This is a genomic window from Pantoea sp. ME81 (assembly GCF_903970985.1).
Taxonomy (GTDB): domain Bacteria; phylum Pseudomonadota; class Gammaproteobacteria; order Enterobacterales; family Enterobacteriaceae; genus Pantoea; species Pantoea communis.
Genome location: NZ_CAJCKS010000037.1, coordinates 20,172 through 39,599, shown reverse-complemented (window position 1 = coordinate 39,599; position 19,428 = coordinate 20,172). Strand labels below are relative to the sequence as shown.

The window sequence follows — 19,428 nt, the reverse complement described above, 5'->3', positions numbered from 1 at the left end:
AGATGGTGGATGCCGATACGGCATACATGGCCAGTCGCGGCTTGCGCACGCTCGGTACGCGTTTGCGCCAGCATGAAGAGAGCGGTTTGCAGGTTGCCGAATGGCTGGCCGCTCAACCGGAAGTGGCGCGCGTCAACCATCCGGCGCTGGCGCAGAGTAAAGGTCATGAATTCTGGCAGCGCGATTTCAACGGCAGCAGCGGACTCTTTTCCTTCATCCTGCATGAAAAATTGAGCCGTGAGCAGCTGGCGAATTACCTCGATCACTTCCACCATTTCAGCATGGCTTATTCCTGGGGTGGCTATGAATCCCTGATTCTGGCCAACCAACCGGAAGAGCTGGCGGAGATTCGTCCGGCAGGCGGCGTCGATTTCGACGGTACGCTGGTGCGTTTGCATATTGGTCTTGAACACGTTGATGACCTGCTGAACGACCTGAAAGCGGGCTTTGCGCGCTTAAAACAGTAAATATTTAAACAAAACCTAAACCATTTCGTGCCGCATCGGTGAGATCAACGTCTGCGATGCCACAGATGGTTAAAATAGAATCCTTGTGACTCGATGGGATAGCAGATGGGTGTTTTACATGAGATTGTTCACGCGCTCTGGCATCAGGATTTTGCCGCGCTGGCCAATCCGGATGTCGTGTGGATTGTCTACGGCGTGATGTTTTTAACGCTGTTTCTGGAAAACGGTTTGTTGCCTGCCTCTTTTCTGCCGGGTGACAGCCTGTTGCTGCTCGCAGGCGCCATGATTGCCAAAGGCGTGATGGATTTCGTGCCCACCATGGTGATTCTGACCACTGCCGCCAGCCTGGGTTGCTGGTTGAGTTATTTACAGGGGCGATGGCTGGGCAATACGCGGATGGTCAAAAGCTGGTTGATGCATTTGCCGGCGCAATATCATCAGCGCGCCTGGAATCTGTTTAACCGCCACGGTTTGATGGCGCTGCTGGTCGGGCGTTTCCTGGCGTTTGTTCGTACCTTGCTGCCGACCATGGCGGGCATTTCGGGTTTACAGAATGGGCGCTTCCAGCTGTTTAACTGGCTGAGCGGCGCGCTGTGGGTCGGGATTGTGGTCGCCATGGGCTATGGCATTAGTCAGGTGCCGTTTATCAAGCGTCACGAAGATCAGGTGATGGCGGTGCTGATGGTGCTGCCGATGGTGTTGCTGTTTGTCGGTCTGACCGGCAGCATCGTGGTGATCTGGAAAAAACGCCGCCAGAAAACGTGCTAATCCGATACGGGTTGCCATAAATGGTAACCCTTCAATGGTTCAGTGCAGTTTCGTCGCGCGCGCATTCATGGACATTTGGCCATTCAGATGGCGTCTGACAGCAACCATTCGCTCAGGGCCATTTCGTTAAATGCACATTTGTCTGCATTTTTTCAGGCGGCGTCAAACGGCAACGTTTGGCGCACGCGGCTGGCTTCCTCTCCCGGCGTCACGCCGAAATAGCGCTTAAACTCCCGCGAGAATTGCGAAGGGCTTTCATAGCCTACACGTACCGCTGCCGCACTGGCTTTCATCCCATCCTGCAACATCATTAATCGTGCCTGATGCAGACGATAGCGCTTCAGATATTGCAGCGGCGAGGTTTGGGTGACGGCTTTAAAGTTGTGATGAAACGCCGAAACGCTCATGTTCACTTCGGCTGCCAGCATATCGACGCTGAGGCTTTCGGCGAAATGGCTTTCGATGCGTCGCAAGGCGCGCGCAATCTGGCTGAACTGGGTCTGGCGATTCACCAGCGACAGTAGCGCACCGCCAATCGGGCCGGTGAGCACGTAATAGATAATTTCCCGCACCAGCTGTGGGCCCAGCACGCGCGCATCACGCGGATGGCTCATCGCATCCAGCAAACGCTCGGCAGCGCACAGCATCTCTTCACTCATAAACGCCGAATGGATACCGGAAGTTTGCAACTGCGGCTGAAATTGTTCGTCTTCGCCAATATCCATCAACAGATCCTGCAAGCTGGCGATATCCACGCTCAGGCACATGCCGGCCAACGGCTCTTCCGGAGTGGCTTCGGTTTCGCACTCCACCGGCAGCGGTACGGTCAGCATCAAATACTTCGTGGCGTCGTAATGAAACACCGTGCTGCCGAGATAACCGGTTTTACGTCCCTGAAAAAGAATCACAATGCCGGGTTGATACATCATCGGCGTGCGCGGAAGCGTTTCGCAGGCGTAGATGAGCTTGACGTTTTCCACAGCGCACAGCGGCTTACGTGCATCATTCATTAGCGCGGTTACGCGCTGCGCCAGCTGGCGGCAAAGGGCATCGTTCGGCATGGATCACTCTCAGGCAGCAAAAAAATCAGTGTGCCGCAATGCTGCTCAAAGCTCCACCCTTCAGCAGAATCAGGCAAGATTCTGGCAGAAATGACCAGGGTAAAAGGGCGAGGTGATTGCCACAATGATCCTGCGGTTGAGTTTGTTGACTAGACTTAACCACAGCGCTTTTACGGTAAGTCACTGCGACAGATAAGGAGCAACTATGGCAGAGCAACCCATTATCAAACTGCACGACGGCAATATGATGCCGCAACTCGGACTCGGTGTCTGGCAAGCGAGTATCGAGGATGCCCGGGCGGCGATTGTCGAGGCCCTAAAAGTAGGCTATCGCTCGATTGATACCGCCGCCATCTACAAAAATGAGGAAGCCGTCGGTCAGGCACTGCAGGACACAGATGTCGCAAGCGAAGACATTTTCATTACCACCAAACTGTGGAATGACGACCAGCTGAACGGTCAGCAGGCGATTGAGACCAGCCTGAAGAAACTGCAACTGGAGAGCGTCGATCTCTATCTGATGCACTGGCCGTGCCCGGAAAAAGATCACTACGTTGAAGCCTGGAAAAAGATGATTGAGCTGCAACAGCAGGGCTTAACCAAAAGCATTGGCGTCTGTAACTTCCATGAAGCCCATCTCAAACGCCTGATCGATGAAACAGGCGTCTCGCCGGTGGTGAACCAGATTGAGCTGCACCCGATGCTGCAACAGCGCACCCTGCATGCCTGGAACGCACTGCATCAGATCCAAACCGAATCCTGGAGCCCGCTGGCGCAAGGCGGTAAAGGAGTATTCGATCAGGAGATCATCCGCGAACTGGCGAAGAAATACGGTAAGACGCCAGCGCAGATTGTGATTCGCTGGCATTTGGATAGCGGATTAGTGGTGATTCCAAAATCGGTGACGCCGGAACGTATTCGTGAAAACTTCCAGGTGTTCGACTTCAGACTGGAAAAACCCGAGATCAGCGAGATCACTAAGCTGGATAAAGGAAATCGTTTGGGGCCGGATCCGGAGAGCTTTAACGGCTAAGTCGGCACCGTTTAACCGCCAGGCGGATACGGTCAATGCGTGCTCGCCTGTATTGGCTTCACAACAGCCATGCGGTCATGCGCGGGTTGCTATGAATCGTGACCCTGTCGATTTGACGATCTGTTGTAAGGTGCGCATCGCTGCGCACCTTTTTTCTTATGGCACCGGATTGACCTGCAACTGCCCCGCCGTGCCGCGGTCGGCTAATTCCAGCGTCTGGCTGTAGTAGACAAACGGGAAGTGATCCGACGAACTCTGCGGGAAGCTCACCAGCAACTCCACATCACCATCCACCCATACCGTATCTTTCCAGCCGCGATCTTCGCCCATCGGCTGTGCGCCATTGACGCTTTTGATCAGGAACATCACGCCCTGAATATGCAGCGATTGCGGGCGATCGGCATGGATAATCCACCGTTCAAAGGTGCCCTGCTGCACCGTGGTGTCGATGCGGCTCATGTCCCACAGTGCGCCATTGATGCCCGGCACACTGTCGCCAATGCGGAATTCGCGCGTGCGCACCGCCACGCCATCCAGAATCTGATCCGCTAATAAACGCATCGGCAGATTGTCGGTAACCAGCGGCAGTAAGCCGGTGGGGCGCAGACTCAGAACCAGCGTGTTGGCGAGGATGGAGGAAGGTTCAAACAGACCACGCAGGCGATCCATCAGGCCCGCCGCAGTCCCTGCCGTAATCGAGACTTCATCGCCCTGCGACATATCCACCAGCACTTCACGGCGTTCACCGGGTGCCAGCGACAGCGTTTGCACCGCAACGGGCGCAGGCAGGAAGCCTTGATCGCTGGCAATCACGGTAAACGGACGATTATCCGAGAAGCTCAAATCAAAGCGACGCGCGTTCGAAGCATTCAACAGGCGCAGACGCACCCAACCACGCGACACCTCGACATACGGATTCTGCACGCCGTTAACCAGCAACGTATCTCCGAGGAAACCGCCGTCTGATGGTGGGTTATAAACCGGCGTGGCAAAGTTATCGAGACGCTTGTCCTGGATAATCAGCGGGAAGTCATCAACGCCATAGTGTTTGGGCAGCGGCAGCGCTTTGCTGACGTCATCTTCAATCAGCCACATGCCCGCCAGACCGTTGTAGACGTGTGGCGCCATACGATTTGGCGTATTGGCGTGATACCACAAGGTCGATGCGCCCTGACGTACCGGCAATACCGGCGCCCAGTCAACGCCGGCTGACATCATGCGCGGTGCACCGCCCATTAAGGCACCCGGCACCTGCAATCCACTTACCGTCATCGCCACCGGTTCATTGAGACGGTTGCTGTAAATCAACTTCACGTCATCGCCGCTGTAGACGCGCACCGTGGGACCGAGGTACAGGCCATTAATACCCCAGACCGGCACTTTATTGTTATTACCGCTAAATGACCAATGGCTGCGTTGCAGCGTCAGAAAGAGCGGTTGGCCACGGCGAGACTCAAGCAGTGGCGGAACAGGAAGCGGCACATCGCCCATCGGAGCCGCAGCGTAGGCGGCATAAGGCATGCTACTGGTCGCCAGCGCAACACCGGCGGAAAGCTGAATAAACTGACGTCTGCTGCAAGACATAAAACTTCAGACCTTTTGAGCGGGGCGTGAAGACGCCGTGTCCATGTTGTTCTTGTTAGTGAGTTTTTGCTGTGATGAGCACGGGGCAGCGTTTCTACCCCGTGGATGGCTAGAGTTTACCGTTTTTTTCGCGTTCGGCGACTTCGGCGTTCAATTCTTCCAGCTTAGCAGACATTAATTCGCGGCAGTGGGTGGCTAATTTGCGCACCGAGGTGGTTTCAAACTGTTTGGTATCCACTGGCGGCAGCATTTCAACAATCACCAGGCCGTTGTTCCTGCGATTAAGTTTCACTTTGCCGTGAGTATTCGACACCACCACAGGGATGATCGGCACACCTGCTGCCACTGCAGCATGAAACGCACCGGTTTTAAACGGCAGTAAACCACGGCCACGGCTGCGGGTACCTTCCGGGAACATCCAGAATGAAATCTTCTTTTTATTAAACTGCTCGACCAGTTCACCGATGGTGCCATGCGCTTTTGCGCGGTTATCACGGTCAATCAGCAAATTACCGGTCAGCCAGTAGAGTTGACCAAAGAATGGGATCCACAGCAGGCTCTTTTTGCCGACGGTGACCGTGGTCGGCTGCACGATCTTCGCCGCCGTGATCATGTCGTAATTGTTCTGATGGTTGGCAATGTAAATCGCATTGCCATAGCTCTCCGCGTCGGCGGGTTTGCGCAGCTCGACTTTGACGCCAAACACCGTCGACAGGCGACCAAACATGTGGCCGAACGTCGCCACATGGCGAGGATTACGCGGTGAGAACAAACACCAGATACTGCCGAAGATGCACACCAAAATCGAATAAACGATAACAATAATCGTGCGTAAAATTAGTAACATAGCTTCCTCAAGTTGGGCAATCCATTGCCTGGTCAGTCTTATTCTTCGCTACTGGCGTCACTTTTCGGGCGCGCTGGCGCGTTCACTTCCACGCTATCAATGCGCTGCAGGCCACGCGACACGCTGCCACGACGACCGCGATCGGCACGCACTTTTTGCAGATCTTCATCGCGCATAATCAGCTTACGTTTGCCGACATACAGGGTAATCGAACTGCCCGGCGGCAGAATCAGCAACCACTGCAGCTTATCCACGCCCGCAGCGGCATCCGCTGATGGAATAGAGATGATTTTATTACCTTTGCCTTTCGACATCTGTGGCAGATCGCCCACCGGGAACATCAACATACGTCCGGCCTGGGTAATCGCCAGCAGCATATCATCGCCCGAATGCACCGCCATTGGCGTCATCACTTTGGCATTGTCTGGCAACGTTAGCAGCGCTTTACCGGCGCGGTTGCGCGAAATCAAATCGGCAAAGGTACAGATAAAGCCGTAACCCGCATCGGAGGCCATCAACAGTTTTTGGTCGTCCGCTTCCATCAGCACCTGTTCAAACGCGGCACCTGGCGGTGGCGTCAGTTTGCCGGTTAGCGGCTCGCCCTGCCCGCGCGCCGACGGCAACGAGGTCGGATCCAGCGTATAACTACGGCCGGTGGAGTCGATAAAGGCCACTGGCTGATTGCTCTTACCGCGTGCGGCGGCGAGGTAACTGTCACCGGCTTTGTAACTCAGACCGGTTGGATCGATATCGTGGCCTTTGGCGCTGCGCACCCAGCCCATCTGCGACAGCACAATCGTCACCGGCTCGGCACTCACCAGCTCGGTTTCGCTGAGCGCTTTAGCTTCTTCACGCTCATGCAGCGGCGAACGGCGATCGTCACCGTAGGTCTGGCTATCTGCCAGCAATTCTTTCTTCAGCAGGTTGCTCATCTTGCGTTCGGACGCCAGAATCGCCTGCAATTGATCGCGCTCTTTCTCCAGCTCCGCCTGCTCACCACGAATCTTCATCTCTTCCAGTTTGGCGAGATGGCGCAGTTTCAGTTCCAGAATGGATTCGGCTTGCGTATCGCTGAGTTCAAAGCGCGACATCAGCACTTGCTTAGGCTCGTCCTCGGTACGGATGATGTGAATCACTTCATCAATGTTGAGGAACGCCACCAGCAAACCTTCGAGGATATGCAGGCGGCGCAGCACGCGCTCTAAACGATAGTTCAGGCGGCGCGTCACGGTATCGCGACGGTACACCAGCCATTCAGACAGGATCTCCAGCAGGTTTTTCACCGCCGGACGGCTATCCAGCCCAATCATATTCAGGTTAACGCGATAGCTCTTTTCCAGATCGGTGGTGGCAAACAGATGATTCATCACCTGCTCCACATCCACACGATTCGAGCGTGGCACAATCACCAGACGCGTTGGGTTCTCGTGGTTGGATTCATCACGCAGATCTTCCACCATCGGCAGCTTTTTATTGCGCATCTGGTTAGCGATCTGCTCCAGCACGCGCGCACCGGAAACCTGGTGCGGCAGTGCAGTGATCACCACATCGCCATCTTCTTTCTTCCACACCGCGCGCTGACGGATCGAACCGCGCCCGCTTTGGTAGATTTTACGGATCTCGCTGCGCGGCGTGATGATCTCGGCTTCGGTCGGATAATCCGGGCCCTGCACAATATCCAGCAACTCATCCAGCGTGGTGTTGGGTTTGTCGATCAGCTTCACCGCCGCTTCCGCCACTTCACGCAGGTTGTGCGGTGGGATATCGGTGGCCATGCCCACGGCGATACCGGTGGTGCCGTTCAGCAGGATATTCGGCAGACGTGCCGGCAACATCTTCGGCTCCTGCATGGTGCCGTCGAAGTTCGGGATGTAATCGACCGTGCCTTGTCCTAACTCACCCAGCAAAATCTCGGCATATTTGGAGAGGCGTGACTCGGTGTAACGCATCGCGGCGAAGGATTTGGGATCGTCCGGCGCACCCCAGTTGCCCTGACCATCCACCAGCGGGTAGCGATAGGAGAACGGCTGTGCCATCAACACCATCGCTTCATAACAGGCGCTGTCGCCATGCGGATGGTATTTACCTAATACGTCACCGACGGTACGGGCAGATTTTTTGAATTTGGCGCTGGCATTGAGGCCCAGTTCCGACATCGCGTATACAATTCGGCGCTGCACCGGCTTGAGGCCATCGCCGATATACGGCAGTGCGCGGTCCATGATCACGTACATGGAGTAGTTCAGGTACGCGTTTTCCGTAAATTTGTGCAGGGCAAGACGCTCTGCACCATCCTGCGTCAATTCGCTCATTAAGCTCGCATCCTCACTTCGTGGCCCGCAACGGCGGGGCATCCGGCGCTCATTTGGCGAGGATAGTACCTTATTCGTGCGAGTTAGTCACAGGGAAGCCAATGACCGCAGGCAGAATCGTATGGCATTAAATAACGTGATATCGGTTGGAAAATGAAAAAGGAATGAGATCAATATCACAATGAATATCCCCATTAATATGTGAGCATGATCGCAATTAATTATTAACTATTTCAGGTGTATTAAAGCTGTCCGTAATCATGGACAACATTTAGTATTGTTGCTTACACCGTCCTTTCCTAAATTTATACTCCATAAGACATCAATATTGCGCTCCTGATTTCTGGCATGAAGAAATAGATAACGAGGAAATAATCTTAAAAACGCTTTGCCAAAATAAAGGGTGACCGAATGCAAATACTGACTTCGCGACAACACCGTTTAGTCAAACTGCTGTTGCAACATGCTGCACCGCAGCCGATCAGAGAATTAGCCCTACAGTTGGGCGTGTCAGAAAAGACGATTCAGCGCGACTTGCAGTGGCTGGAAAGCTGGCTTGGTAGCTGGTCACTGACGCTGGAGAAAACCCCAGGCCGCGGCGTGCGTTTGCGGGTTGATGATATCCAGCAGCGCCTGCAACTGGAGCAGCAACTCAACGGCGATGAAAGCAGTGCCGATGCGCTGGGGCAAAACAGCCGCAGAGTAAAAATTGCCTCGCAGTTGCTGAGTGACGCCCCGCGTGCGACCTCTATCAGTAAGCTGTCGGAACGCTATTTTATCAGCCACGCCTCGATTGTGAATGACCTGAAGGTGATTGAAGAGTGGCTGCAGCCGTTGGGTTTGACGCTGCAACGTGGGCCAGGTGGCACCCATATCGAAGGTAACGAACAGGCGCTGCGTCAGGCAATGGTCTCCCTGATCAATGATGTGATGCAGCAAAACGTTGCCGGTACGCCGCTGTTGCCACGTCTCGATCCCGGCAGCCAGCAGGCACTGGTGCATTATTTTGGCGATGAGGATGTGGCTTTTGTGCAGACACTGCTGCAACAGATGGAGCAGCAACTCAGTTACCCGCTGGGCGATGCCTGGTATCTGAATCTCTGCACCCATATTCTGATCATGATGCACCGGATGGCGCAGGGGAATGCGCTGGCACTGGCAACTCTGGCCACAATGCAGGATCTCGATCAGCGCATTTTACTGATTGCCCAGCAAATGGTGACGCAGATTGAACAGCGGATGTGCTGTGCCCTGCCCGCCGATGAAGTGGGTTTTATTTATCAATATATCGTGTCATCCGGCATTGTGGTGGAAGAGCGCGGCGATAATGCGCCGATGCATAATCAATTCTGCACCGCAGAGTCCGTAAAAATAACCTGTGAATTAATTGATCGTTTCGCAGCCTTTATTCAACAAGATTTAGCGCAGGACCGATTATTATTTGACGGCTTACTGGTGCATATAAAGCCACTATTAAATCGACTCAAATATCATATTCATATTCGCAATCCGCTGCTGGAGGATATTCAGCAGGAAATGAAAGGCATATTTTCGTTAACGAACCAGGCGATGCAATTAACCGCTCGCACTTACGGGCTTTCGCCAGTGGCTGACGACGAAATCGGTTATCTCTGCGTGCATTTCCAGGCCGCGCTGGAGCGGCAAATTGCCCATAAACGCATTCTGGTGGTGTGTTCCAGCGGCGTGGGGACGTCGCATCTGCTGAAGAGCCGCATCCTGCGGGCGTTCCCTGACTGGGAAATTGCGGGTGTGGTCTCTGCCAGCAATCACGCCGCGTTTTGTCAGAACCAGACAGTGGATTTAGTGATCACCACTATCCATCTCAACGCCGGGCCAATCCCAGCAGTGTATGTGAGTGCATTTTTTAACGATGACGATATCCGGCGGGTCACTGACGCCATGATTGGCAGCCAGCTGCCGGACGGCGCGCACTGCGCGTTGGCTGAACATTAATTGAATGAGGTAAAACCCATGGACATTTCCCGCATTCTGACGCCACGCCGCGTTAACCTGGCGCTCACCGCCACCACCAAAGAAGAAGTGATCAACGAACTGACCGATCTGCTGTATCAGGACGGCGCCATCACCGATCGTGCAGCCTTTATTGAAGATGTCTGGCTGCGTGAAGCTGAGGGCTCAACCGGGTTCGAAAACCACGTTGCCATTCCGCACGGCAAGTCTTCCGCCGTCCAACACACCACATTAGCCATTGGTCGTACCCAACAGGATATCCCCTGGGAAACGCTCGATGGCAGCCAGGTGCGCTGCATCATCCTGTTCGCGGTGCGACTGGAAGATCAGAACACCACCCATATTCGCCTGTTGTCGCAGGTGGCCAGCGCGCTGGCCGATGATGAGGTGATAGCCCAACTGCTGGTGGAAAACGACCCCAGCAATATCATCCGGCTGTTTAGCCAGTACGCCGAAACCGACCTCTGTTAATCCCCTAACTTTTTGAGGTGACACATGAATATCGTCTGTGTAGCGGCCTGCACGGCAGGCATCGCGCATACCTATATTGCGCGTGAAAAACTGATCAAAGGCGCTCATGCACTGGGCCACACCATCCACGTTGAAACCCAGGGCACCATCGGCACTGAAACCGCGTTGACGCGTGAAGACATCGCTGCCGCTGACGTGGTGATCCTCGCCATTGATGTGAAGATCAACGGTGAAGAACGCTTTCAGGGCAAACCCATCGTACGAGTGAAAACCGAAGTGGTGATCAAGTCACCGGTGAAATTCCTCGAAAAAGTGGCGGATTCACTGGCGCGTGCCTGAGGAGATCCATCATGAACGACAACAAACGTCAGTACGGACAAGAGATCAAAGGCCATCTGCTCACCGGGATATCCTGGATGATCCCGCTGATCGTCGCCGCCGGGATCTGTATCGCGCTCGGCCAGGTGATTGGCGGGCCGGATGTCGGCAAGCAAACCGGCACTATCGCCTGGATGTTGAATCAGATCGGCGGTTGGGGCATGGGCTTGATCGTGCCGCTGATCAGCGCGGCCATCGCCTACTCCATCGCCGATCGTCCCGGCTTTGCGCCCGGTTTGATCGTCGGTTTTATCTGCGGGCAGATCGGCACCGGTTTTATCGGCGGTATGCTCGGCGGCTTCCTGGTGGGTTACACGGTATTGCTGTTGCGCCGCACCATTAAGCTGCCGCAGTCAATGCAGGGGTTGATGCCGATTATGGTGCTGCCGGTGTTGAGCACCATCATCGCCGGTCTGTTGATGATGACCTTTATTGGCCAGCCGATTGTCTGGCTGCAGAAGGCGCTGATTCATCTGCTGGAATCGATGCAGGGCGGATCGAAGTTTGTGCTGGGTGCGGTGCTGGGTGCGATGGCGACTTTTGACTTCGGCGGCCCCATCAACAAAACCATGTCGCTGTTCGCCGACGGCATGCTGGTCGACGGGATTTATGGCCCGGAAGCAGTGAAGTTTGTCGGCTCAATGATTCCGCCGTTTGGCATCACGCTGTCGTATCTGCTGACGCGCCATAAGTACACCAAAGCGGAGAAAGAGGCGCTGAAAGCCGCCTTCCCGATGGGTATCTGCATGATCACCGAAGGGGTGATTCCGATTGCGGCGCGTGACCTGCTGCGTGTGGTCGGCAGCTGCGTGGTGGCCTCTGCCATCGCCGGTGGGCTGATTATGGTGTGGGGCGTGGAAGCACCGGTGCCGCACGGCGGCATGTTTGTGGTGCCGCTGTTCACCAAACCGCTGATGTTCTGTCTGGCGCTGGGCATCGGCACCGTGGTGTGTGGCGTGATGCTGTCGCTGATGAAGAAGCCAGTGACGCAGGCAGATGAAGAGTTCGATGACGTGGAAGCCCCTGGCGTCCGCGACGAAGAGATCAAATTCACACTGGAATAAGGAGCCACCATGTTTGCCATGATGAATGACCTGATTCAGGCCGCCGCTAAGCAGCAGTATGCCGTGCTGGCGATTAACTGCTTCAACCTTGAAACCGCGCGTGCTGCCATTCAGGCCGCCGAGCAACAGCGCGCACCGCTGATATTGAATGTCTATCAGGGTCACAGCACGCACTTCCCACCTGCCGTGGCGGTGCCGCTGGTGCAGGCGCTGGCGAAAGACGCCACCGTGCCGGTTGCGCTGGCGCTGGACCACGGCAAAGCCTTTCCGCTGATTGGTCAGGCATTCCGCGCCGGCTTTACCGGCCTGATGATCGATGCCTCTGCCGATCCGCTGGCCGAAAATATTCGCCAGACCGCAGCGGTAGTGAAGATGGCGCACACCGCTGGCGTTTGCGTCGAAGGCGAGCTGGGGCATATCGCCGATGCGCCGACCTACGAGTTAGCCGATGCCTCCGTGAAGATGACGCAAGTTGCTGACGTGCTGCCGTTTATTGAGCAAACCGATATCGATTTGCTGGCGATTTCGGTGGGCACTGCGCACGGGCTGTATCCAGCGGGCGTGAAGCCGAAGATTGATTTCCAGCGCTTGCAGGAGCTGCATGCGGTCTCAACACGCCCATTGGCACTGCATGGCGGTTCGGGCACACCCGCCGAGGATATTCGCCGCGTTAGTCAGCATGGTGTGGCGAAGATTAACGTCGGTGCCGCCGTGTTTGATGCCGGTAAAAACGCGGTTGAGCAGGCGCTGAAACAGCATCCGCACGCGGAACTGGCCGATCTGCTTGGGCTGATGGAATCCGCCTGCCGTGAAGTGGTGATTGAGTATCTGAGCTGGTCGGGATCGGCTGGCAAAGCGTAGTGCTCGAGCGCGCTCACCCTAAATGGCACCCCTACGGGGGCCCGTAGGGTACGCATTTAAGCGTAGTGCTGAAACGAACGCACGTGATTTGACGCATGAATACGCACCTGAAAAGCCGCTTCGGTCATCGTGATTTAAAGCAGCGGCAAGATACCGCGCGATAAGTCGTGCAGCAACAGGATGCAGAAGCATTTCCCTTTTTATCCATCATCGGGTCGGCGCACGCGTCGGCTCTGGTAAAACTCACGTTGAGGAAATATTAACATGTTGATTTCAATGAAAGAGATGTTGGCACCGACTCGTGAACACCGCTACGCCATCGGCGCATTTAACGTAGCAGACAGCTGCTTTATCCGTGCCGTGGTGGAGGAAGCCGAAGCCACTAACACCCCGGCGATCATCTCGATTCACCCGAGTGAGCTGGAGTTTGTGACCGATGAATTCTTTGGCTATGTGCGGGAACGCACGCTGAAGAGCAAAGTGCCCTTCACCATTCACCTCGACCACGGTGCATCGATTGCGCAGGTGCTGCGCGCCATCCAATGTGGATTTACGTCGGTGATGATCGATGGATCACTGCTGCCGTACGAAGAGAACGTGGCGCTGACCAAAGAGGTGGTGAAGCTGGCGCATTCGGTGGGCGTGTCGGTGGAAGGTGAACTCGGCACCATTGGCGATACCGGCACCACCGTGGAAGGTGGCGTTAGCAAGGTGATCTATACCGAACCGGCGCAGGCAGAAGATTTTATCCAGCGCACCGGCGTCGATACTCTGGCAGTGGCAATTGGCACCGCGCACGGTATCTATCCAAAAGATATGAAGCCGGAACTGCAGATGCATATTCTGAAGGATATTGCTCAACGCACCGATATTCCGCTGGTGCTGCACGGGGGGTCTGCTAACCCGGATGCGGAGATTGCTGAGGCGGTGACCCTCGGCGTGGGCAAAATCAATATTTCCAGCGATATGAAGTACGCCTACTTCGCCAAACTGCGCGAGATTCTGGCACGTGAAACCTGGTGGGATCCCAATGTGATTTATCCGGAAGCGATTACCGCCGCCAAAGCAGTGATCCGCTACAAGATGAATCTGTTTGGTGGATTGGGTAAAGCGAGTTTGTATCGCTGAGTACCCGAATGGGGCCACGTTGCCCCTTTTAAGCCACGCAATAATCGCGCCGCTCCAGTAGCGGCGCGATGCATCAGGCCTGAGTTTACTTAATCACACCCAGCCACTGCGAGGCGATCTGCGCATATTCGCCGGTGGCGGTGCTGAGATGTAGCCACTGATCGACATACAGTTTCCAGCTCATATCATCACGCGGAATCATGTAGGCTTTCTCACCGTATTGCATCGGCTTATCCGGATTGATGGCACACAGCGTGGGGTAATGCTTCATCTGGAACAGCGCTTCGGACGCATCCGTGATCATCACATCGGCTTTCTTATCCACCAGCTGCTGGAAAATACCGACGTTATCGGCCAGTTGCAGCGTCGACTGCGGTAAGTGGCTGTGCACAAAGGCTTCATTGGTGCCGCCAGCCGGTTCAATCACCCGCACGCTCGGCTTGTTGATCTGCGCAACGGTTTGGTATTTGTCTTTATCATCACAGCGCACCAGTGGGATTTTGCCATCCACACCCAGCGGCTCGGCAAACCAGGCTATCTGCTGGCGTTTTAAGGTAACGGACACGCCACCCAGCGCGATATCACACTGCTTCGCCACGAAATCGTCACTCATGGTTTTCCAGGTGGTCGGCACCCACTGCACTTTGGCGCCCAGACTCGCCGCCAATGACTGCGCCATGCTGATATCCAGCCCTTCATACTGCCCATCACTGCGCAGATAGCTGTAAGGTTTGTAGTCTCCCGTGGTACAGACTTTCAGGGTTTTACTGCTACGAATCTCGTCGAGGTGGGATTGCGCCGACGCAGCGCCACTCACCAGAAGTAATGCACTCAGTATCGCGGTTTTCATGGTTTCTTCTTTTTTATGTTGATGTTGGTTTGCGCGCGGATTGTTGCATAGCCCTGCGCATTGTTGCTTTATTAGCAAAAGTCTTGTGATCAATCACACATTTTTTTGCTTCGCCTGCGCGCGTACAGTGTGCGCCATCAACGGGAAACGGAGCGAATCATCCATGAGCAATATTTTAATCATCGACGGCGGTAAAACTTTTGCCCACTCGAAAGGCGAACTGAATCACACCCTCACTGACGTGGCAGCCAGCCAGCTGCGCGATCTGGGCCATAACGTAGTTGTTACCCTTGCAGACAGCGATTACAACGTGGCAGAAGAAGTGCAGAAATATCTCGACAGCGATGTGGTGATTTATCAGATGCCTGGCTGGTGGATGGGCGAGCCGTGGACGGTGAAAAAATACATTGATGACGTGTTCACCGAAGGCCACGGTTCACTGTATGCCAGTGATGGTCGTACGCGCAGCGATGCGGGCAAAAAGTACGGTTCAGGCGGTCTGATTCAGGGCAAAAAATACATGCTGTCGCTGACGTGGAACGCACCGCTGGAAGCGTTTAATGATCCTGAGCAGTTCTTCGAAGGCGTGGGCGTGGATGGTCTCTATCTGCACTTCCACAAAGCCAACCAGTTCCTTGGCATGGAAGGTTTACCGACCTTTATCTGTAACGATGTGATCAAGATGCCGGACGTGCCACGCGATATCGAACGTTATCGGACTCATCTCAGCCAGATCTTTGCTTAACTGTAAGCACACCGGGAAAAGAGGAAGCGCTATGTTAACCGTCGTTGCAGAAATTTGCGTCAAGCCAGGCCGCCGTCATGTGGTGCTGGATGCCATCAATAAACTGATCCCCACCGTGCTGGAAGAAGAGGGTTGCCATCAGTATGACGCGCTGGTTGACCATCAGGCGCAGGTGCCGTGGAAGCAAAATTCCCCAGATTCCATTTTCATGCTGGAGCAGTGGGAATCGCTGCGCCATCTTGAGCAGCATCAGCAAATGCCGCATATGGATGCGCATCGCGCCACGATTAAAGACGATGTGGTGGATGTGAAGATCCTGGTATTAGAGCCGGTTCGTTAATAGTCTAAGCCTCTGCCTGTGCAGGGGCTTTTTTATAGCAGGCGATCTTGTTCAATCTTCTCGCGCAGAAAATCGAGAAAACAGGTAATGCGCGAGGTGAGTGACTGGTTGCGGTAATACACAGCATGAATCGGCAGACGCCATTCGCGCGTTTCCTGCTCCAGCACCTGCACTAAATCACCCCGCTCACGATCCTTACGGCTGACAAAATCAGACAAACGTGCAATACCCTGGCCTGCCAGCGCCAGCTGACGTAGGGTTTCTCCGCTGGAAGCCGACAGCGTGGGTTTAATTTGCAAAAACTCACCTTCACGCTGCCATACGGGCCAGACATTGTGTGCATCCAACTGACTGAAGCCGAGCAGCTGATGAGCTGCTAACGCCTCTACCGTGGCAGGCTCGCCATGCTGTTGCAAATAAGCCGGGCTCGCCACCAAACGCGTAGCGCTGCTGCCCAACACGCGGGCGCGCAATGTGGAGTCACGTAACTCGCCGACGCGGATCGCGATATCGGTTTGCTGTTCCAGCAAATCGATCATGATGTCGTCGGTGTTCAACTCCAGCTGGATCAGCGGATAACGCTGCCGAAACTCCGCCACCAGCGGCACGATCACGTGCAGCATAAAGGGGGCGTTGGCATTGATGCGCAATCTGCCTGAAGGAATGTCTCGGCGCTGGGCGATCTGCTCTTCTGCCAGTTCTACCGACGAAAGGATCTGGCGCGCATGATCGAGGAAGATCAAGCCTTCCTCGGTGAGCGCGAGACGCCGTGTGGTGCGGTGCATTAGCGTGGTTTGTAATTTGCTTTCCAGCCGACTCAACGCCCGGCTGATACCAGAACTGGTTTGATCGAGCTGCTCGGCCGCCGCTGTGATTGAGCCGGTATCCACTACCGCCACCCAGGCGCGCAGCTCTTCCAGTGTGATTTTCACGTTCCTTTCCCCGGTAAAAATGTTTGGCTTGCCCAAATAACAAGGGACGCCGCAGCGTCCCAGGTCATCAAGCTTCCAGGTCGGCGAGGTCGCCTTTTTCCTGTAGCCAGTTACGGCGATCTTCAGAACGTTTCTTCGCCAGCAGCATGTCCATCACGCGCAGCGTCTGCTCGACATCATCATCGCTGACCGTCAGCTGTACCAGACGGCGCGTGTTCGGGTCGAGCGTGGTCTCACGCAGCTGCAGCGGGTTCATCTCACCCAGACCTTTGAAGCGCTGTACGTTCGGTTTGCCTTTCTTGCGCTTCAACTGTTCCAGCACGCCCTCTTTCTCGTCTTCATCCAACGCGTAAAAGACTTCTTTGCCGAGATCGATGCGATACAGCGGTGGCATGGCGACATAAACATGGCCGTGTTGTACCAGCGAGCGGAAGTGCTTCACAAACAGCGCACACAACAAGGTGGCGATATGTAAGCCATCGGAGTCCGCATCCGCAAGGATACAGATCTTGCCGTAACGCAGCTGGCTCAGATCTTCACTGTCGGGATCGATACCGATCGCCACCGAGATGTCGTGCACTTCCTGCGAGGCCAGCACTTCGTCCGATGAGACTTCCCAGGTGTTCAGGATCTTACCTTTAAGCGGCATGATCGCCTGATAATCACGATCGCGCGCCTGCTTGGCCGATCCACCTGCGGAGTCCCCTTCCACCAGGAAGAGTTCGGTGCGATTCAGATCCTGTGCACTACAGTCTGCCAGTTTGCCCGGCAGTGCGGGTCCGCTGGTGAGCTTTTTACGCACCACTTTCTTGGCCGCGCGCATACGACGCTGAGCACTGGAGATCGCCAGTTCGGCCAGCATTTCGGCGGCTTGCACGTTCTGGTTCAACCACAAGCTGAAAGCATCTTTCACGATAGCCGAGACAAATGCCGCGCACTGACGCGAAGAGAGACGCTCTTTGGTTTGACCGGCGAACTGTGGATCCTGCATTTTGACCGACAGCACGTAGGCGCAGCGATCCCAAATATCTTCCGCAGACAGTTTTACGCCGCGTGGCAGGATATTGCGGAACTCGCAGAACTCACGCATCGCATCCAGCAAGCCCTGACGCAGACCGTTGACGTGCGTCCCGCCTTGCATAGTGGGAATCAGGTTGACGTAGCTTTCGGTCAGCAGTTCGCCGCCTTCTGGCAGCCATAGTAACGCCCAATCCACCGCTTCCACATCACCGGCGAAGCTGCCGACAAAGGGTTTTTCCGGCAAGGTGGGGAGGCCGTTGACTGCTTCTGATAAGTAATCAGAGAGGCCGCCATGATAGAGCCATGTCTGCTCGGTATCATTGACCTTGTCTTTAAACACGATCTCCACGCCCGGACACAGCACCGCTTTGGCTTTCAACACATGCGTCAGGCGCGACACCGAGAAGCGTGGACTGTCGAAGAAACTCTCATCCGGCCAGAAATGCACGCGCGTGCCAGTGTTACGTTTGCCGACCGTGCCGGTTACCGTCAGATCCTGCACTTTATCGCCATTTTCGAAGGCAATATCGTAGACCTCGCCGTTACGGCGCACGGTGACTTCAACACGTTTTGACAGGGCGTTGACCACCGAAATCCCCACGCCGTGCAAGCCGCCGGAGAACTGGTAGTTTTTGTTGGAGAATTTGCCGCCCGCATGCAGACGGCAAAGAATCAGCTCAACCGCTGGCACACCCTCTTCCGGATGGATATCTACCGGCATGCCGCGACCGTCATCGATCACTTCCAGTGACTGATCCGCATGCAGGATCACTTCCACGCGTTTGGCGTGACCCGCCAGCGCCTCATCGACACTGTTATCGATCACTTCCTGGCCCAGATGGTTTGGGCGCGTGGTATCGGTGTACATCCCCGGACGACGACGCACCGGTTCAAGGCCGGTTAAGACCTCAATGGCATCGGCATTATAACTTGATTGGCTCATCGTAACTGTCTGATTAGCAATAGGAATAGGGGTCCATCTCGCAGCAATCAGGGAGCATTTAATCCCAGAAAATCAATGATCTGCGCAAAATGGCGTTCGAATCCGATATAAGCATGATTGCCACCCTCTTCGACCGTTTGGCGGCACGCGCTGTAGTATTCCAGCGCCTGGCGGTAATCGAGTACTTCATCGCCGGTCTGTTGCAGCAGCCAGAGTAAATCGGGCGCTTCGAGAGGGTCAATCTGCATGACTTTCAGATCGTAAATGTGGCGTGACTCTAACACATATTGCTGGCCGGTGTAGGGATTACGGTTCTCGCCGAGATAATCCACCAGCAGCTCAAACGGGCGCACCGCTGGATTGACCACCACCGCCGGCAGCATAAAGCATTGCGAGAGCCAGGTCGCGAAGTAGCCCCCGAGCGACGATCCCACCAGGCCGAGCGGTTCACCGGCGTACTGCATCACCAGCTCTTCCAGCATGCTGGCGGCTTCGGCGGGGAACGTGGGCAGTTGCGGCACCAGAACATTAATGTGCGGATGATGTTGGGCTACCCACTGCTGCAGTTGTGTGGCTTTGGCCGATTGCGGAGAGCTGTTGAATCCGTGCAGATAGATCAGCGCCGCCATCGC

At 55.2% G+C, this 19,428-nt stretch carries 19 protein-coding genes; 11 read left to right on the top strand and 8 right to left on the bottom strand.

Annotation, left to right across the window (positions count from 1 at the left end; genetic code table 11):
* Both H7A81_RS09415 and H7A81_RS09410 read left to right on the top strand, forming a co-directional pair.
* Positions 1-467, top strand: a 467-nt coding sequence (locus tag H7A81_RS09415; RefSeq protein ID WP_182057326.1) for a PLP-dependent transferase, incomplete at its 5' end; no start/stop codon positions are given.
* Between the two features lie 105 nt (positions 468-572).
* A complete protein-coding gene (locus tag H7A81_RS09410) occupies positions 573-1,235 on the top strand; it encodes a DedA family protein (RefSeq protein ID WP_182057325.1) in 663 nt (220 codons plus the stop codon).
* A gap of 152 nt (positions 1,236-1,387) precedes the next feature.
* On the opposite strand, the gene H7A81_RS09405 is transcribed toward H7A81_RS09410, so the two are convergent.
* The gene (locus tag H7A81_RS09405) at positions 1,388-2,296 is read right to left on the bottom strand and encodes an AraC family transcriptional regulator (protein ID WP_182057324.1); all 909 of its coding nucleotides are present in this window, start codon (positions 2,294-2,296) and stop codon (positions 1,388-1,390) included.
* Positions 2,297-2,501: 205 nt separating this feature from the next.
* On the opposite strand from H7A81_RS09405, the gene dkgA reads away from it, so the two are divergent.
* A complete protein-coding gene (dkgA, locus tag H7A81_RS09400; RefSeq protein ID WP_182057323.1) occupies positions 2,502-3,329 on the top strand; it encodes a 2,5-didehydrogluconate reductase DkgA in 828 nt (275 codons plus the stop codon).
* 156 nt (positions 3,330-3,485) lie between these two features.
* On the opposite strand, the gene ftsP is transcribed toward dkgA, so the two are convergent.
* The 3 genes from ftsP to parC form a co-directional block, all read right to left on the bottom strand.
* Positions 3,486-4,913, bottom strand: coding sequence for a cell division protein FtsP (ftsP, locus tag H7A81_RS09395; protein WP_058961926.1), 1,428 nt, complete (start codon positions 4,911-4,913; stop codon positions 3,486-3,488).
* 109 nt (positions 4,914-5,022) lie between these two features.
* On the bottom strand, positions 5,023-5,760 hold the full coding sequence (locus H7A81_RS09390; RefSeq protein ID WP_182057322.1) for a 1-acylglycerol-3-phosphate O-acyltransferase: 738 nt from the start codon (positions 5,758-5,760) through the stop codon (positions 5,023-5,025).
* A 38-nt stretch (positions 5,761-5,798) separates the two neighbouring features.
* A complete protein-coding gene (gene parC / locus H7A81_RS09385) occupies positions 5,799-8,072 on the bottom strand; it encodes a DNA topoisomerase IV subunit A (RefSeq protein WP_166933459.1) in 2,274 nt (757 codons plus the stop codon).
* Positions 8,073-8,483: 411 nt separating this feature from the next.
* On the opposite strand from parC, the gene H7A81_RS09380 reads away from it, so the two are divergent.
* The 6 genes from H7A81_RS09380 (at position 8,484) to H7A81_RS09355 (ending at position 13,966) form a co-directional block, all read left to right on the top strand.
* Complete coding sequence (locus tag H7A81_RS09380; protein ID WP_182057321.1) at positions 8,484-10,046, top strand: transcription antiterminator; 1,563 nt, start codon at positions 8,484-8,486, stop codon at positions 10,044-10,046.
* Between the two features lie 18 nt (positions 10,047-10,064).
* Positions 10,065-10,535 carry a PTS sugar transporter subunit IIA gene (locus H7A81_RS09375; RefSeq protein WP_034828413.1) on the top strand — a complete coding sequence of 157 codons (471 nt, stop codon included), beginning with the start codon at positions 10,065-10,067 and terminating at the stop codon, positions 10,533-10,535.
* A 24-nt stretch (positions 10,536-10,559) separates the two neighbouring features.
* Positions 10,560-10,874 (top strand): PTS fructose transporter subunit IIB, encoded by a 315-nt coding sequence (locus H7A81_RS09370; RefSeq protein WP_034828411.1) that lies wholly within the window; start codon positions 10,560-10,562, stop codon positions 10,872-10,874.
* An 11-nt stretch (positions 10,875-10,885) separates the two neighbouring features.
* Positions 10,886-11,977 (top strand): PTS fructose transporter subunit IIC, encoded by a 1,092-nt coding sequence (locus H7A81_RS09365; RefSeq protein WP_034828408.1) that lies wholly within the window; start codon positions 10,886-10,888, stop codon positions 11,975-11,977.
* 9 nt (positions 11,978-11,986) lie between these two features.
* Positions 11,987-12,838 carry a class II fructose-bisphosphate aldolase gene (locus H7A81_RS09360; protein ID WP_160868638.1) on the top strand — a complete coding sequence of 284 codons (852 nt, stop codon included), beginning with the start codon at positions 11,987-11,989 and terminating at the stop codon, positions 12,836-12,838.
* Between the two features lie 264 nt (positions 12,839-13,102).
* A complete protein-coding gene (locus tag H7A81_RS09355) occupies positions 13,103-13,966 on the top strand; it encodes a ketose-bisphosphate aldolase (protein ID WP_034828403.1) in 864 nt (287 codons plus the stop codon).
* An 85-nt stretch (positions 13,967-14,051) separates the two neighbouring features.
* Here the strand turns inward: H7A81_RS09355 and H7A81_RS09350 are convergent, their stop codons facing one another.
* Complete coding sequence (locus H7A81_RS09350; RefSeq protein WP_045831819.1) at positions 14,052-14,816, bottom strand: transporter substrate-binding domain-containing protein; 765 nt, start codon at positions 14,814-14,816, stop codon at positions 14,052-14,054.
* A 163-nt stretch (positions 14,817-14,979) separates the two neighbouring features.
* Here H7A81_RS09350 and H7A81_RS09345 point away from each other — a divergent pair, with 163 nt between their 5' ends.
* Complete coding sequence (locus H7A81_RS09345; protein ID WP_034828398.1) at positions 14,980-15,561, top strand: NAD(P)H-dependent oxidoreductase; 582 nt, start codon at positions 14,980-14,982, stop codon at positions 15,559-15,561.
* A 31-nt stretch (positions 15,562-15,592) separates the two neighbouring features.
* Positions 15,593-15,901, top strand: a complete 309-nt coding sequence (locus H7A81_RS09340) for a putative quinol monooxygenase (protein ID WP_058961933.1) — start codon at positions 15,593-15,595, stop codon at positions 15,899-15,901.
* A gap of 32 nt (positions 15,902-15,933) precedes the next feature.
* Here the strand turns inward: H7A81_RS09340 and H7A81_RS09335 are convergent, their stop codons facing one another.
* From H7A81_RS09335 to yqiA, 3 genes are all read right to left on the bottom strand, one after another.
* Positions 15,934-16,833 (bottom strand): LysR substrate-binding domain-containing protein, encoded by a 900-nt coding sequence (locus tag H7A81_RS09335; RefSeq protein WP_182057320.1) that lies wholly within the window; start codon positions 16,831-16,833, stop codon positions 15,934-15,936.
* Positions 16,834-16,900: 67 nt separating this feature from the next.
* Positions 16,901-18,796: a DNA topoisomerase IV subunit B gene (parE, locus tag H7A81_RS09330; RefSeq protein ID WP_034828388.1), complete on the bottom strand. Its 1,896-nt coding sequence runs from the start codon at positions 18,794-18,796 to the stop codon at positions 16,901-16,903.
* A gap of 47 nt (positions 18,797-18,843) precedes the next feature.
* On the bottom strand, positions 18,844-19,425 hold the full coding sequence (gene yqiA, locus H7A81_RS09325; RefSeq protein ID WP_058961936.1) for an esterase YqiA: 582 nt from the start codon (positions 19,423-19,425) through the stop codon (positions 18,844-18,846).
* Positions 19,426-19,428: the final 3 nt, after the last annotated feature.

Bases quoted from the DNA above. Each gene is read 5' to 3' on its own strand.
- H7A81_RS09410 (WP_182057325.1), top strand. From the start codon at position 573: ATGGGTGTTTTACATGAGATTGTTCACGCGCTCTGGCATCAGGATTTT.
- H7A81_RS09405 (WP_182057324.1), bottom strand. From the start codon at position 2,296: ATGCCGAACGATGCCCTTTGCCGCCAGCTGGCGCAGCGCGTAACCGCG.
- dkgA (WP_182057323.1), top strand. From the start codon at position 2,502: ATGGCAGAGCAACCCATTATCAAACTGCACGACGGCAATATGATGCCG.
- ftsP (WP_058961926.1), bottom strand. From the start codon at position 4,913: ATGTCTTGCAGCAGACGTCAGTTTATTCAGCTTTCCGCCGGTGTTGCG.
- H7A81_RS09390 (WP_182057322.1), bottom strand. From the start codon at position 5,760: ATGTTACTAATTTTACGCACGATTATTGTTATCGTTTATTCGATTTTG.
- parC (WP_166933459.1), bottom strand. From the start codon at position 8,072: ATGAGCGAATTGACGCAGGATGGTGCAGAGCGTCTTGCCCTGCACAAA.
- H7A81_RS09380 (WP_182057321.1), top strand. From the start codon at position 8,484: ATGCAAATACTGACTTCGCGACAACACCGTTTAGTCAAACTGCTGTTG.
- H7A81_RS09375 (WP_034828413.1), top strand. From the start codon at position 10,065: ATGGACATTTCCCGCATTCTGACGCCACGCCGCGTTAACCTGGCGCTC.
- H7A81_RS09370 (WP_034828411.1), top strand. From the start codon at position 10,560: ATGAATATCGTCTGTGTAGCGGCCTGCACGGCAGGCATCGCGCATACC.
- H7A81_RS09365 (WP_034828408.1), top strand. From the start codon at position 10,886: ATGAACGACAACAAACGTCAGTACGGACAAGAGATCAAAGGCCATCTG.
- H7A81_RS09360 (WP_160868638.1), top strand. From the start codon at position 11,987: ATGTTTGCCATGATGAATGACCTGATTCAGGCCGCCGCTAAGCAGCAG.
- H7A81_RS09355 (WP_034828403.1), top strand. From the start codon at position 13,103: ATGTTGATTTCAATGAAAGAGATGTTGGCACCGACTCGTGAACACCGC.
- H7A81_RS09350 (WP_045831819.1), bottom strand. From the start codon at position 14,816: ATGAAAACCGCGATACTGAGTGCATTACTTCTGGTGAGTGGCGCTGCG.
- H7A81_RS09345 (WP_034828398.1), top strand. From the start codon at position 14,980: ATGAGCAATATTTTAATCATCGACGGCGGTAAAACTTTTGCCCACTCG.
- H7A81_RS09340 (WP_058961933.1), top strand. From the start codon at position 15,593: ATGTTAACCGTCGTTGCAGAAATTTGCGTCAAGCCAGGCCGCCGTCAT.
- parE (WP_034828388.1), bottom strand. From the start codon at position 18,796: ATGAGCCAATCAAGTTATAATGCCGATGCCATTGAGGTCTTAACCGGC.
- yqiA (WP_058961936.1), bottom strand. From the start codon at position 19,425: ATGGCGGCGCTGATCTATCTGCACGGATTCAACAGCTCTCCGCAATCG.